A 14,453-nucleotide genomic window follows, 5' to 3' on the forward strand; every position below is an offset into this window, starting at 1 on the left:
ATGGCGGCCCAGCGGCTCAACACCGATGTCGTCGTCGTGGGCGCGGGCCCGGTCGGGCTGATGCTCGCCGGTGAACTGCGCCTGGGCGGCGCCGACGTGGTCGTCCTGGAGACCCGCGACGCCCCGACCACCGAGTCGCGGGCCTCGACCCTGCACGCCCGCACCATGGAGATCCTCGACAGCCGGGGCCTGCTCCAGGCCTTCGGCACCCCGCCGTGCGAGGTGCGCGGCCACTTCGGCGGCATCCCGCTGGACCTGACCCTGCCCAGCACCCACCCCGGGCAGTGGAAGGTCCCGCAGACCGAGACGGAACGCCTCCTCCAGGACTGGGCGGCGGCTCTCGGCGCCCGCATCCACCGCCGGCACACCCTGCGCGCGGTGCGCGCCACGGCCGACGCCGTGGAGGCGGTGGCCGCCGGCCTCGCCGGACCGGTGCGGATCCGGGCGTCGTACCTGGTGGGCTGCGACGGCGAGAGCTCGACCGTGCGCCGGCTGCTGGGCGCCGACTTCCCCGGCGAGGACGCGGCCCGCGAGCTGCTGCGCGCGGACGTGGCGGGCATCGACATCCCCAACCGCCGCTTCGAGCGCCTGGCCCGCGGGATGGCCGTGGCCGCCCGGCGCGGCGACGGCGTCACCCGGGTGATGGTGCACGAGTTCGGCCGCGAGGCCCGAGCGCGCACCGCGGAACCGGACTTCAAGGAGGTGTGCGAGGTCTGGCAGCGGGTCACGGGGGAGGACATCACGTCCGGTACCCCGCTGTGGGTGAACTCCTTCGGCGACGCCAATCGCCAGCTGTCCGCCTACCGGCACGGCCGCGTCCTGTTCGCCGGTGACGCCGCCCACCGCCAGATGCCCATCGGCGGCCAGGCCCTCAACCTGGGCCTCCAGGACGCGGTGAACCTCGGCTGGAAGCTGGCCGCGGTCGCCACCGGCCGGAGCCCGCACACCCTCCTCGACACCTACCACGCAGAACGGCACGAGGTGGGCCGCAGGGTCCTGGCCAACATCAAGGTCCAGTCCCAACTGCTCCTGGGCGGCCCGGAATCGGACTCGACCCGGTCCCTGTTCACCGAACTCCTGTCGTCGGGGAAGGTCCGCACCCACCTGGCGTCGATGATCGCGGGCCTGGACATCAGCTACGGCGACGAGGGCGTACGCCTGCCGCACACGTATCTGACGGCAGGTCATCGTCAGCTGACGACAACGGAGTTGCTTCACCGGGCCCGCCCGCTGCTCCTCCTCCTGACCCCGGACGCCGCCCCCTTCCACGAGCAGGCGGCCCCCTGGTCGGCCCACATCACCACCGTCACCGCCACAGCAGACCTCCCCGGCACCGACGCCCTCCTGCTCCGCCCCGACGGCCACATCGCCTGGACGTCCCGGAGCCACACCCCGTTGCCGGAGGCCCTGACCCACTGGTTCGGGCCGCCTACGACGGAACGCCCGACAGCCGACGCCGCATCGACGCCGAGGCCGATAACCACCCCCGAACCGGCAGCCGCCGACGGCGCTTCCGCCCCACAAGGGCCACCCGCACCCGAATCAACGAGCCGCACGGCTGGTGCGGGTGGGACCCCACAGGCCGAAGGCGAAGCCGAGGCCACCAACGACTCCCCGAAGGGCGACCCCATGAACACGAATGCCCCCGCGCCGCACGAGCGCTACGACGTGGCCATCCTCGGCGCGGGCATGGCCGGCGGCATGCTCGGCGCGGTCCTCGCCCGCAACGGCGTCAAGGTGCTCCTCATCGACGCCGGCACCCACCCCCGCTTCGCCGTCGGCGAGTCCACGATCCCCTACACCTCCGCCATGACCCGGATCGTCGGCGAGCGCTACGACGTCCCCGAGATCGTGCACCTGGCCAGCTTCCGCGGCATCCAGGACCACGTCTCCCCGATGAGCGGCCGCAAGCAGAACTTCGGCTTCGTCTACCACCGCGAGGGCCAGGACCAGAACCCCGACGAGATCAACCAGCTCGTCGTCCCCGAGTGGCAGCGCACCGAGAGCCACCTGTTCCGCCAGGACACCGACGCCTACCTGTTCCACCTGGCCGTCAAGCACGGCGCCACCCCGCTGCTGGGCACCCGCATCACCGACATCTCCACCGGCCCCGACGGAGCCGTGCTGCGCTCCGACCGCGGCGAGGAGTACCACGCCGAGTACCTCGTCGACGGCAGCGGCTTCCGCTCACCCGTCGCCGACGCCTTCGGCCTGCGCGAGGAGCCCACCCGGGCCCGCCACCACTCCCGCACCCTGTTCACGCACATGGTCGGCGTCACCCCCTACGACGACGCCCCCGCCGCGGCCGCGCACAAGCAGCCCAGCCCCTGGCACCACGGCACCCTGCACCACGTCTTCGACGGCGGCTGGCTGTGGGTGATCCCCTTCGACAACCACGACGGCGCCATCAGCCCGCTGTGCAGCGTGGGCCTCACCCTCGACGAGCGGAAGTTCCCCAAGTCCCAGGACCTCACCCCGCAGCAGGAGTTCGACGCGTTCCTGGCCCGCTTCCCGCAGATCGCCGAGCAGTTCACCGACGCCCGCGCGGTACGCCCCTGGGTCGCCACCGGCCGCCTGCAGTACTCCTCCTCCAGCACCGTCGGCGAGCGCTACTGCCTGACCGCGCACGCCGCCGGCTTCATCGACGCGCTGTACTCGCGCGGCCTCACCAACACCCTGGAGGTCGTCAACTCCCTGGCCTGGCGCCTGATCGAGGCCTCCCGCGACGGCGACTGGTCCACCGAGCGCTTCGAGTACATCGACCGCCTCCAGCAGGGCCTGTACGACGTCCACGACGACCTCGTCTACAGCTCCTTCGTGGGCTTTCGCCACTACGACCTGTGGAACGCGGTCACCCGGGTGTGGGAGTCGACCAGCATCATGCCGACGATGACGGTGGAGCGGGCCTACCGCCGCTTCATGGAGCACAAGGACGACCAGATCCTGAAAGACCTGGAGAAGACCACCACCCCCGGTCTGCCCGCGCCCGTCGGCGAGGACATCGCCGGCCTGCTCACCATGACCCGTATGACCTGCCAGGCCGTCGAGGCCGGCGGGCTGGAGCCGGCGGAGGCCGCCGAGCTGATCTTCGAGCAGGTGCGCGAGTCCAAGTTCCTCCCCGAGCCGTTCGCGCTCGGCGACCCGGACAACACCTGCTTCGAGGCCACCCCGGAACTGCTCGGCGAGGCCCTGGAGTGGGGCCGCACCAAGGCACCCGCGCACATCGCCCAGTTGTTCGGCTGACCACCACCCACGAGTAGGGGAGAGGAGAGACCATGGACGCCGACGTCATCATCGTCGGGGCCGGCCCGACCGGTCTGATGCTCGCCGGGGAACTGCGCCTGGGCGGCGCCCACGTCGTCGTGGTGGAACGCCTGGAGCAGCCCACCGGCCAGTCCCGCGGGCTCGGCTTCACCGCACGTGCCATGGAGGTCTTCGAACAGCGCGGCCTGCTGCCGTGGTTCGGGGACCTGGAGAAGGCCCCCATGGGCCACTTCGGCGGCGTGCAGTTCGACTACACCGTCCTCCAGGACGCCCACTTCGGTGCCCGCGGCATCCCGCAGTCGCACACCGAGGACGTCCTGGAACGCTGGGCGATCTCACTGGACGCGGACATCCGGCGCGGCTGGGAGTTCCTGGAACTCGACGAGAAGGGCGACCACGTCGAGATCACCGTCGCCACCCCGCAGGGCGTCCAACGCCTGACCGCCGCCTACCTGGTGGGCTGCGGCGGCGGCAGCAGCCCCGTACGGCGCGCGGCCGGATTCTCCTTCCCCGGCACCGACGCCACCCGCACCATGTACCTGGCCGACGTCGCCGGCTGCGAGCTGCGCCCGCGCTTCCTCGGCGAGCGCCTGCCCGGCGGCATGGTGATGGCCGCGCCGCTCGGCGACGGCGTGGACCGCATCATCGTCGTCCCCGACGTCGAACCCGGCCGGGAACGCGAACGCACGGTGAGCTTCACCGAGGTCGCCGACGCCTGGCAGCACATCACCGGCGAGGACATCAGCGCCGGCACCGCCCACTGGGTCAGCTCCTTCACCGACGCCACCCGCCAGGTCACCGAGTACCGGCGCGGCCGCATCCTGCTGGCCGGGGACGCCGCCCACGTCCACCTCCCGGCAGGCGGCCAGGGCCTGAGCACCGGCGTGCAGGACGCCGCCAACCTCGGCTGGAAGCTGGCCGCCGAGGTCACCGGCCGCGCCCCCGTCGGCCTCCTCGACACCTACCACGCCGAACGCCACGCGGCCGGCGCCCGCCTGCTGATGAACACCCACGCCCAGGGCATGCTCTTCGTCGGCGGCCCCGAGATGAGCCCCCTGCGCGAGCTGATGGGCGAGCTCATCCAGTACGACGACGTCAAACGCCACCTCGCCGGTCTGGTCTCCGGCCTCGACGTCCGCTACGACGTCGGCGAGGGCACCCACCCCCTCCTCGGCCGCCGGCTGCCCCCGCGCACCCTGACCGGCCCGGACGGCCCGCTGACCACGATGGAACTCCTCCACCCGGCCCGCGGCGTCCTCCTGGACCTCACCGACGACCCGGCCCTGCGCGCGGCCGCGGCCCCTTGGCAAGACCGCGTCACCACCACCACGGCCCACCCCGAGGACACCGAACCGCTCCTGTCGACCACCCCGGCCCTCCTGATCCGCCCCGACGGCTACGTCGCCTGGGCCGCCGACCCCGACACGGACGAGGACGACCTGCGCACCGCCCTGCACCGCTGGTTCGGCCCCCCCGACCCCCAGGAGCACCCGGAGTGACACCCCCCGCCCCACCACCCGGCCCCCGCCGCCCCGCGCCGGGGGCCACAACCGACCCACCACCGCCCGCCCTGCCGCCGTCCGGCCCGCGCCACAACCCGGCGGCTCCCATGCCCGCATCACCTACGGCGCCTGCCTTGCCGCGGACCGACCCGGGCCACATCCCGGCGCCCCCCGTGCCCGTATCGCCTACGGCGTCCGCTCTGGCGCCACCCGGTCCCGGCGGTGTCCCAACGCCCCCCGTGCCCGTATCGCCGACGGTGACCGCCCTACCGCCGTCCGACCCGGGCCACATCCCGGCGCCCCCCGTGCCCGTATCGCCGACGGTGACCGCCCTGCCGCCGTCCGGCCCGGGCCACATCCCGGCGCCACCCGCACCCGCATCACCTACCGCGCCAGCCTTGCCGCCACCCGGCCCCGGCCACATCCCCACGCCACCCGCACCCGCATCACCCACCACAACCGCCCTACCGCCCACCGGCACCCGCCGCATCACCCTGCCCGCCGCCGCCGGCACCGGCACCGGCACCCGCCGCATCACCCTCCCCGCCGCCGGCACCGCCCTGTCCGCCCTCCTTGCCACCCCGCCCGCCGGACCACCCCGCGCCACCGTCCTCGCCCTGCACGGCGGCGGGATGACCGCCGGGTACTTCGACGGCCGGGCCCTGCCCGGTCAGTCCCTGCTCGCCCTCGGTGCCCGCCTGGGCTACACCGTCCTCGCCCTGGACCGCCCCGGCTACGGCGCCTCCACCGCCGACCTGCCCCACGGGCAGACCCTCGCCGAACAGTCGGCCACCGTCCGCGCGGCCCTCGCCGCCTACGCGGCCCGGCACGACCTGGGCGCCGGCGTGTTCGTCCTCGGCCACTCCTACGGCGGCAAACTCGCCCTGACCGCGGCCGCGGACGGCCTGCCCGCACCGCTGCTCGGCCTGGACGTCTCCGGCCTCGGCCACCGCCTCGCCGTACCCGCGCACGAGCTGCCCTCGGCGGGCGGCCAGGGCCACTGGAAGCACAACTGGGGCGCCCTGCGCCTGTATCCGCCGGACACCTTCCGCCACTGTCCGAACATCGTCGCGCCCATGCCCGAGCGCGAACGCGCCGAAGTGGCCCACTGGCCCGCCCGGTTCGCGTCGGTCGCCGCCAGGATCCGCGTACCCGTCCGCTTCACCTTCGCCGAACACGAGAGGTGGTGGCGCCACGACGAGCACACCCTCGCCGAACTGCCCGCCCTGCTGCCGCACGCACCCCGCCTCCTGGTGGAGCGCCAGCCGCAGGCCGGCCACAACATCAGCCTCGGCTGGACCGCCCACACCTACCACCTGCGCGCCCTCGCCTTCCTCGAGGAGTGCCTCGCAGGCAAGGCGGCCACCGGCACCACCGTGCCCGCGGCCGCCTGACACCCACGCGACCCCCCACCCGCACCACCGCCCCGCTCCCTCCTCGACGGAAGCGACACGTCCATGAACCACACCACCGCCCCGCTGTTCGTACGGCCACCGGACCCGTCCGCGCTGCGCGCCATGGACCTCGACGCCCGCACCCGGACCATCACCGCCTGGCTCTGCCGGGAACTCGGCCACGTCCTCGACGTACCCCCCGCCCACCGGGTCGGCCCCGACCGGCCGTTGCGCGGCCTCGGCGTGGACTCCCTGCTCGCGCTGTGCCTCAAGCGCCGCCTGGAGGACGAACTCGACGTCCGCATCAAGACCCACGACCTGCTGCGCGAGGACACCGTCGGCGAGATCGCGGCCCTGCTCGCCGCATCGGTGGCCGAGCCCGCGTACGGGACGGCGCGATGAGCGCAGCGCGCCTGACCGCACCGCCCCGCACCACCGCACCCCGGCTGACCGTCGAGGCCAACCAGACCCACCTGTGGGTGATCGGCACCGAATGGGCCGGGGAGCACCCCGAGCACATGGTCACCAGCGAACTCGACGACCGCGAACGCGAACGGGCCGCGGCCTTCGTCCGCCCCCTGGACCGCCTCACCTACCTGATGGCGCACATCGCGCTGCGCCGCCTGCTCACCGCCTACACCGGCATCCCGCCCGCCGAACTCCCGCTGGGCCGGGACACCTGCCCGTGCTGCGGCGGCCCGCACGGCCGTCCCGTCCTGCACGGCACCGGCGTGCACTTCTCCCTGTCCCACAGCCACGGCATCGCGCTGATCAGCATCGCGTCCGCGCCCCTCGGGGTGGACGTCCAGCGGGTGCCGACGCTGGAGACGGTGGAGCTGTGCCTGCCCGAGCTCCACCCGGCCGAGCAGGAGGAGCTCAACGCCCTTGAGGAGGCCGAACGGCCCCTCGCCTTCGGCCGGTTGTGGACCCGCAAGGAGGCCTACTTCAAGGCCCTGGGCACCGGGCTGGGCCGCGAGCTGAACTCCGACTACCTCGGCGAGCGCACCGACCCGGACGCCCCGGCCCGCCCGCGCGGCTGGCGCATCGAGAACATGCCGAGCTGCCCGGCCCACGTGGCCGCCGTAGCCGTCGTGACCCCGCCCTGTGCCTCCGCCCCCGCCGCCGCGGCCCCGCTGGACATCCTCGCCAGGCGGCTGCCCACCGAGTGCCTCTACACCGACGACGCCACCGAACGGATCGCCGCCGAGCGGCAGGTCTGCCCCAGCTGGGAGTGATGGCCATGCACAGCACCTCGTCCACCGCGGCGACCATGGAACTGAAGGAGATCAAGGACCGCATCCTCGAGGGCCCGGACCCGGCCGCGACCGAACGCCAGCACGCCAAGGGCAAACTCACGGCCCACGAACGCATCGCCCTGCTCCTGGACAAGGGAAGCTTCACCGAGATCGAGGCGCTGCGAAGGCACCGCGCCACCGGTTTCGGCCTGGAGGCGAAGAGGCCCTACACCGACGGCGTCGTCACCGGCTGGGGCACCGTCGAGGGCCGCACGGTCTTCGTCTACGCCCACGACTTCCGCATCTTCGGCGGCGCCCTCGGCGAGGCCCACGCCACCAAGATCCACAAGATCATGGACATGGCCATCGCGGCAGGCGCCCCGCTGGTCTCCCTCAACGACGGCGCGGGCGCCCGCATCCAGGAAGGCGTCAGCGCGCTGGCCGGCTACGGCGGCATCTTCCGCCGCAACACCCAGGCCAGCGGCGTCATCCCGCAGATCTCCGTGATGCTCGGCCCGTGCGCGGGCGGCGCCGCCTACAGCCCCGCCCTGACCGACTTCGTCTTCACCGTCCGCGACATCTCACAGATGTTCATCACCGGCCCCGACGTGGTGAAGGCGGTCACCGGCGAGGAGATCTCCCAGAACGGCCTGGGCGGCGCCGACGTCCACGCCTCCACCTCCGGAGTCGCCCACTTCGTCTACGACGACGAGGAGAGCTGCATCGCCGAGGTCCGCTACCTGCTGTCGATGCTCCCCGCCAACAACCGCGAACTCCCCCCGGAAACCCTCACCGAGGACCCCGCCGACCGCAGCTGCCCCACCCTCCACGACACCGTCCCGGCCGACGGCAACCGCTCCTACGACATCCGCGCGGTCATCGAGGAACTGGTCGACGACGGCGAGTACATGGAGGTCCACGCCACCTGGGCCCCCAACATCGTGTGCGCACTGGCCCGCCTCGACGGCCGCACCGTCGGCGTCGTCGCCAACCAGCCCGCCGCCATGGCCGGCGTCCTCGACATCAAGGCCAGTGAGAAGGGCGCGCGCTTCGTGCAGTTCTGCGACGCCTTCAACATCCCCCTGGTGACCCTCGTCGACGTCCCCGGCTTCCTGCCCGGCGTCGACCAGGAACACGAGGGCATCATCCGCCGCGGCGCGAAACTCCTGTACGCCTACTGCAACGCCACCGTCCCGAGGGTCTCGGTGGTGCTCCGCAAGGCCTACGGCGGCGCGTACATCGTCATGGACTCCCGCTCCATCGGCGCCGACGTGGCCCTGGCCTGGCCGACCAACGAGATAGCGGTGATGGGCGCCGAAGGCGCCGCGAACGTGGTCTTCCGCCGCGAGATAGCGGCCGCGGACGACCCGGAGGAGATGCGCGCCCAGAAGATCGACGAGTACAGGCGCAACCTGGTCCACCCGTACTACGCGGCCGAGCGCGGCCTGGTGGACGACGTCATCGACCCGGCCGACACCCGCTTGTCCCTCATCAGCTCCCTGCGGATGCTCGCCGCCAAGGACGCGGCCCTGCCGCGCCGCAAACACGGCACACCTCCCCAGTGAAAGGCCACCCATGACCACCCAAGACACCGCCCCCGCCCTGGAGTTGAGGATCGAGCGCGGCAACCCCACGCCGGAGGAACTGGCAGCGGTCATAGCGGTACTCCACCAGCGCCTGAGCAGCGCCGGCGCACACACCACGGGGGCCCGCCGACCACCCACGGCAGCCCGCTGGCACCGCCAGCAGCCGACCCCGTTCCAGCCCCGGGCCTGGCGCAGCATCCAGTTCCAACGAGCAGCCTGACCCACCCCGCCACTACAGAAGGACCAGAAGATGCCTGTATTCCAGGACGAGGCCGGCTTGGAAACCCTCCACCGCCAACTGCGGCTCCTCAACGACCGCGCGGAGCTGACCCAGCTCTGCGACCGCTACGTCCACCACCTCGACAAGGACCGCGGCAGCGACGCCTGGCTGGAGAGGATCTTCACCGAGGACGTCCACCTGAGCTTCCCCTTCGGCGAGTTCAAGGGCCTTCAGGGCCTGACGGACTTCCAGCAGATGGCCCGTACGACATTCGCCCGCACCCACCACATCAGCGCGAACCAGGCCGTCGACCTCGACGGCGACGAGGCCCGGGTGAGCGCCCACCTGATGGCCGTGCACGTACGCCGGGCCGACGAGCCGGCGGCCGACTTCACCATCGGCGGCCACTACGAGGCCGAGGCCCGCCGCACTCCGCACGGCTGGCGCATCCACCGCTTCGTCTTCGACCTCGTCTGGCAGTCCGGAGAGGCGCCGCGGGCCAAGACGGCAGCAGCCTGAAATCTCCACCGACACTCGACCGGGTCTGTGGAAGCCTGACCGGGTGAGCGTCAGCGACACCACACCACAGCCGCCCTGGAGTGACGAATGAAGCAAGGTCCGCTGTTCACGATCGCACGCTGGATAGGCCTGCTGTTCGGCGGCGTCTTCACGGGATTCCTGGTCTGCGTGATGGTCCTGGAGAACTCCCTGCGCGACTACGACGGCAAGGTCTACGCCCAGGTCCGCCAGGTGGAGCTCGACTCCCTGGACACCCTGGCCTCGGCCACCCTCATCCCCACGATCATCGCCACGGCGATCGTGGTGATAGGCGCCTGGAAGGCGAAGGGCCGAAACCTCTACGTCCCCCTCGCGGCCCTGGCCCTGTTCCTGCTGATCCTGATCCTGACGTTCGTGGTGAACCTCCCGATCAACGCGGACCAGAAGGACTGGACGGTCGCGTCCCCGCCGTCGGACTGGGCGGACGTCCGGGACGAATGGCAGACCAGCCACGCGGTACGCACCCTCGCCTCCCTCGTGGCCTTCGCCCTGCTGTCGTTCTCGGCCCTGACCCACAAGGCCAGGTCACTGACGACGACGCACACCGAGACCCCGTTGGCCAGCCGCTCCTAGGCCACAGCCCCCAGACACCACAACGCGCCCGGCCCGCCAACACCCGTTGGCGGGCCGGGCGCGTTCGCGACCCCACAAGGACGACACATGACCGCCTACGTCATAGCCGAAGCCGAACTCACCGGCGACCCCGAGATGGTGGCGAGGTACAGCGCCGAGCTGGTCTCCACGATCGAGCCGCACGGCGGCCGCTACCTGGTCCGGGGAGCCCCCTGGCAGATCCTGGAGGGCGAGAGCAAGGCCTTCACCGGAGTGATCGAATTCCCGTCGGCGGAGGCAGCGCAGAGCTGGTACGACTCCCCGGCCTACCAGGAGATCGTCCCCTTGCGTGTCCGCAACACCCGGGGCCGGATCCTGATCTTCGAAGGCGTCCCAGCCGCCTGACCCACCCCCTCCACGACTCCGCCCCGCCCCACCCGCCCCGCCCTCGACGACTCCCAGGCTCCCGCTTCGCCGGCTTCCCCGGCAAAGCGGGAGCCTTTTTCGTTTTCGCCGGTCCGGTCCGCCTCCAGCTCGCGTTGACCAAAGACGCGTGATGATGGCGAACTACCACCAAAGGGCGAGCGCAGTCGCAGAGTTCACGCCACGGGCCTGCGTCTGCCACTGGAGGGGACATGTCGCAAGCCACACACACCACCGCGACCCTGGAAGCGCGCTCGGGGGAGCGGTCGGCGAAGCCGCGGGGACGTCACTCTCCGGACCCCTCGACCACCTGGGCGAGGGCGTCCTGCGGGCGTCCCTGGCCCTGTGGGAGAACCCCGAGGCACGCGTGCACCTGCTGGCACAGATGGTCGCCGCGCACACCAGCGAGGACGAGAAGGCCACCATGCGCGCCGTCATGTCCACCCCGAAGTCCGAGCTGTTCAAGCAGTTCGGCCACGTGCTCGGGGCCAAGGAGACCCCCGACCTGCCGCCGGAGAACATCAACGCCGCCCAGGCCCAGGTCTGGGGCCTGATGACGCTGCGCTACATGGTGCGCCTGGAGCCGATCGCGTCCCTCCCCGTGGAGGACGTCGTCAAGCTCGTCGCTCCCACGATCCAGCGTTACCTGGTCGGTTGAACCCCTCCCGTTCCTCCCCCCGCCGCCGTCGACGACATGTCGCGGCCACCCCCCCCGGCATCCCTCCGCCCGACAACTGTGCGCAGCATGGAAAGTGCAGGAACGTATGTCGAACAACACAGAACTGGCGGACCTGTATTCAGCGATAGAGGAGACGGCCGACCTGCTGGACGTGCCCTGCTCACGGGAGGGCGTCCGGCCGATCCTGGACTCCCGGCGGTTTGGTCATCCGATGTCGGAGACCAGCAGGACGTTCTCCACATGGGGCTTCCATTTGTAGAACGACTGCAATTTGTGGGCAGAACAGAAATGGGCTCGGCCCCATGATCCCCCTAAATGTGGCCGTCATCAGTAAAAGCTCAACCGGAACCAGAAAATCGGAAGGGAACACTGACATGACGTCACAAGCCACCCTCGCGCGATTCCGCGAATACATGGTGGGGCCCTCGCGCTTCATGACCCTGGTGTCAGTCTTCGAACTCGGCATCGTCGACCAGCTCCGGGACAAGCCCGGCCAGACCGCGACCGAACTCGGCGAGGCCGTCGGCGCCAAACCCGACGCCGTGGAACAGCTGCTGTTCCTGCTCGTCAAGGAGGGCTTCGTCGCCCACGACGAGACCTCCGGCGCCTACACCCTGGACGCGCTGGCAGCCGTCGCCGAAAGCGACCTCAAGCGCGCCCTCGCCTACATGAACCTCATCAAGGTCACCGCACTGCGGCAGCTGTTCTATCTGACCGAGTCGGTGCGCACCGGCACGGTCGTCGGCCTGAAGGAGCTGTACGGCGCCGAGGGCACCCTGTACGACGCGGTCGCCGACCACCAGGACCTCAACGACTCCTGGCTGAAGCTGATGAACACGGTCACCGCCAACATCGACCCGTGGTTCTTCGCCAACATCGACATCCCGGCCGGCTCCCGGGTCCTGGACGTGGCCGGCAACACCGGCCTCGGAGCGATCCACACCTACCGGCACAAGACCTCCGAGGGCCTGAAGGTCACCACTTTCGACCTGCCGGACAAGGAGTCCAGGGCGCTGGCCAACTTCCGCGCCGAAGGCCTCGAGGAGCACCTGTCCTTCATCGGCGGCAACGTCTTCGACGAGATCCCCAAGGGGTTCGACGTCGTCCTGATCAAGCACTTCCTGGACATGTTCGACAAGGACAACGTGCTCAGGATCCTCCAGGGCGTCTACGACGCGCTGGAGGTCGGCGGCCAGATCAACATCCTGGTGCCGGTGTACCCGGAGAACATCAAGGAGACCGACAACTACAACGTCGACTTCTTCCCGGCCTTCTTCATCGGCGCCGCCATGGGCCAGGGCGGCCCGCAGAAGCTGTCGGTCTATCAGAGCCTTCTGGAGCAGGCCGGGTTCAAGGTGGACCAGGCGATCACCAAAGATGCTTCCGAGGTGCCCCCGGACGTCATCCCGGTCCAGGCGATCCTCTCCGCGACCAAACTCGCATAACACTGCCCGAGGGGGCACATCCGTGCCCTCTCGGCCTTTGCGGAGCCCGAGCAGATGTCGGGAAGCACGCGCTGGTAACAACTGTTACCATCCTCGTATGGCAAAGACACAACTCGGCGCCCGCGTCGATGACGAGGTCGCCGAACTCGCCAAGGCCCGAGCCAAGGACCGCGGCCTGAGCGTCGGCGACTACATCGCCGCCCTCGTCCGCGAGGACACCGACGGCCTGCGCGCCCGCGGCCAGGAGGCCGCCCGCCGCTTCCTCGACGAACACCAGGCGATCTTCGACGAGGCCGAGGACGCCGACCGCACCGCCCCAGGAGCCCACGCCGCCTGATGGACCTGCACATCGACGTCCCCTGGATCCTGCAAGTCGCCGAGATCGCAGGCGCCCGCGACCCCGCCCCCGACGACTACGGCATCCCGGTAGCCGCGGTAGCCGCCCACAAGGCCGAACTCCTCGACCAGCCGGTCTACGACGGCCCCTACGCCCGCGCCGCCGTCCTCATCCACATCCTCGGCCGCTGCCGCTGGCTGGAACGCTCCAACATGGCCGTCGCCGCCGCCACCGGCGTCATGTACCTGGAAGCCTCCGGCATCCCCCTCAAACCCACCCGCGACGACGCCATCGCCCTGCGCGACCTGCTCCGCGACCCCGCCTGCACCACCGCGAGGATCGCCACCCACCTGCGCACCTGGCCCACAGCCACCTGAAAGGGCACCACCATGGCGCGCGCAGGACTCACCGCACAACGCCTCACCGAAGCCGGCGCCGACCTGGCCGACGAGATCGGCTTCGACCAGATCACCGTCTCAGAGCTCGCCCGCCGCCTCGACGTCAAGGTCGCGAGCCTGTACTCACACGTGAAGAACTCCCACGACCTGAAGACCAGAATCGCCCTCCTGGCCCTGGAGGAACTGGCAGACCGAGGCACCACAGCCCTGGCAGGCCGAGCAGGCAAAGACGCCCTGACGGCCCTCGCAGACGTCTACCGCGACTACGCCCACGAACACCCCGGCCGCTACGCCGCAGCCCAACTCCGCCTCACCCCCGAAGCCGCCGCAGCCAGCGCAGGCGCCAGACACGCCCAGATGACCCGCGCCATCCTCCGCGGCTACGACCTGACCGAACCCGACCAGACCCACGCCGTCCGCCTCCTGGGCAGCACCTTCCACGGCTACATCACCCTGGAAATGACCGGCAGCTTCAGCCACAGCACCCCCGACACCCAAGAAACCTGGACCCGAATCCTGGACGCCCTGGACACCCTCTTGCGCAACTGGCCGAGCCAGCAGCCCTCCTGAACGCGCGCCACATGCAACCCCGACGTCCTGTCAGAAACGCCGACCCGCGGGGTGCATCCGTGAAGAGGTACTCCGACTAATTCCAGATCCAATCTGATAGCAAGAGTGACGCACGCCCCCAGAAACTCGCGGAGCGAGTTTCTGCAAGCCGAATTGCGGAGCAATTCGAGCTTCGGCCAACGGAGTTGGCCGTAATTCCCGGCGAAGCCGGGAATTTGCTGCCGCGCGGAGCGTGGCAATGTTCCGGCGCGTAGCGCCGGCGCGTCGTTCTCGCGGAGCGAGACGCGCGC

General features: G+C 70.8%; 16 protein-coding genes. All 16 read left to right on the forward strand.

Features of this window, described 5'->3' with window-relative positions:
- Positions 1–3,243, forward strand: coding sequence for an FAD-dependent monooxygenase (locus tag ACZ56U_RS37160; RefSeq protein WP_469088346.1), 3,243 nt, complete (start codon positions 1–3; stop codon positions 3,241–3,243).
- 32 nt (positions 3,244–3,275) lie between these two features.
- Positions 3,276–4,763, forward strand: a complete 1,488-nt coding sequence (locus ACZ56U_RS37165) for an FAD-dependent monooxygenase (RefSeq protein WP_469088347.1) — start codon at positions 3,276–3,278, stop codon at positions 4,761–4,763.
- A gap of 491 nt (positions 4,764–5,254) precedes the next feature.
- Complete coding sequence (locus tag ACZ56U_RS37170) at positions 5,255–6,160, forward strand: alpha/beta hydrolase (RefSeq protein ID WP_469088363.1); 906 nt, start codon at positions 5,255–5,257, stop codon at positions 6,158–6,160.
- A 63-nt stretch (positions 6,161–6,223) separates the two neighbouring features.
- Positions 6,224–6,562, forward strand: coding sequence for an acyl carrier protein (locus ACZ56U_RS37175; protein WP_469088348.1), 339 nt, complete (start codon positions 6,224–6,226; stop codon positions 6,560–6,562).
- The gene (locus ACZ56U_RS37180; RefSeq protein ID WP_469088349.1) at positions 6,559–7,395 is read left to right on the forward strand and encodes a 4'-phosphopantetheinyl transferase family protein; all 837 of its coding nucleotides are present in this window, start codon (positions 6,559–6,561) and stop codon (positions 7,393–7,395) included. The genes ACZ56U_RS37175 and ACZ56U_RS37180 overlap by 4 nt, the downstream gene beginning before the upstream one ends.
- A gap of 35 nt (positions 7,396–7,430) precedes the next feature.
- Positions 7,431–8,960 (forward strand): acyl-CoA carboxylase subunit beta, encoded by a 1,530-nt coding sequence (locus ACZ56U_RS37185; RefSeq protein WP_469088364.1) that lies wholly within the window; start codon positions 7,431–7,433, stop codon positions 8,958–8,960.
- A 10-nt stretch (positions 8,961–8,970) separates the two neighbouring features.
- Positions 8,971–9,201 carry an acyl-CoA carboxylase subunit epsilon gene (locus ACZ56U_RS37190; RefSeq protein WP_469088350.1) on the forward strand — a complete coding sequence of 77 codons (231 nt, stop codon included), beginning with the start codon at positions 8,971–8,973 and terminating at the stop codon, positions 9,199–9,201.
- Between the two features lie 30 nt (positions 9,202–9,231).
- Positions 9,232–9,720 carry a nuclear transport factor 2 family protein gene (locus tag ACZ56U_RS37195; RefSeq protein WP_469088351.1) on the forward strand — a complete coding sequence of 163 codons (489 nt, stop codon included), beginning with the start codon at positions 9,232–9,234 and terminating at the stop codon, positions 9,718–9,720.
- An 87-nt stretch (positions 9,721–9,807) separates the two neighbouring features.
- Positions 9,808–10,332, forward strand: coding sequence for an anthrone oxygenase family protein (locus ACZ56U_RS37200; protein ID WP_469088352.1), 525 nt, complete (start codon positions 9,808–9,810; stop codon positions 10,330–10,332).
- A gap of 87 nt (positions 10,333–10,419) precedes the next feature.
- Complete coding sequence (locus tag ACZ56U_RS37205) at positions 10,420–10,716, forward strand: DUF1330 domain-containing protein (RefSeq protein WP_469088353.1); 297 nt, start codon at positions 10,420–10,422, stop codon at positions 10,714–10,716.
- Positions 10,717–10,870: 154 nt separating this feature from the next.
- The gene (locus tag ACZ56U_RS37210; RefSeq protein WP_469088365.1) at positions 10,871–11,392 is read left to right on the forward strand and encodes a TetR/AcrR family transcriptional regulator; all 522 of its coding nucleotides are present in this window, start codon (positions 10,871–10,873) and stop codon (positions 11,390–11,392) included.
- 106 nt (positions 11,393–11,498) lie between these two features.
- The gene (locus ACZ56U_RS37215; protein WP_469088354.1) at positions 11,499–11,672 is read left to right on the forward strand and encodes a hypothetical protein; all 174 of its coding nucleotides are present in this window, start codon (positions 11,499–11,501) and stop codon (positions 11,670–11,672) included.
- Between the two features lie 115 nt (positions 11,673–11,787).
- Positions 11,788–12,858, forward strand: coding sequence for a methyltransferase (locus ACZ56U_RS37220; RefSeq protein WP_469088355.1), 1,071 nt, complete (start codon positions 11,788–11,790; stop codon positions 12,856–12,858).
- 97 nt (positions 12,859–12,955) lie between these two features.
- A complete protein-coding gene (locus ACZ56U_RS37225; RefSeq protein ID WP_469088356.1) occupies positions 12,956–13,195 on the forward strand; it encodes a hypothetical protein in 240 nt (79 codons plus the stop codon).
- Positions 13,195–13,572 (forward strand): fic family toxin-antitoxin system, toxin component, encoded by a 378-nt coding sequence (locus tag ACZ56U_RS37230; RefSeq protein WP_469088357.1) that lies wholly within the window; start codon positions 13,195–13,197, stop codon positions 13,570–13,572. Before ACZ56U_RS37225 ends, ACZ56U_RS37230 begins: the two co-directional genes overlap by 1 nt.
- A 12-nt stretch (positions 13,573–13,584) precedes the next feature.
- Entirely contained in the window at positions 13,585–14,163 is a 579-nt protein-coding gene (locus tag ACZ56U_RS37235) for a TetR/AcrR family transcriptional regulator (RefSeq protein ID WP_469088358.1), read from the forward strand.
- The last annotated feature ends 290 nt before the right edge of the window (positions 14,164–14,453 follow it).

It is taken from the genome of Streptomyces sp. NPDC034103 (genome assembly GCF_055575395.1).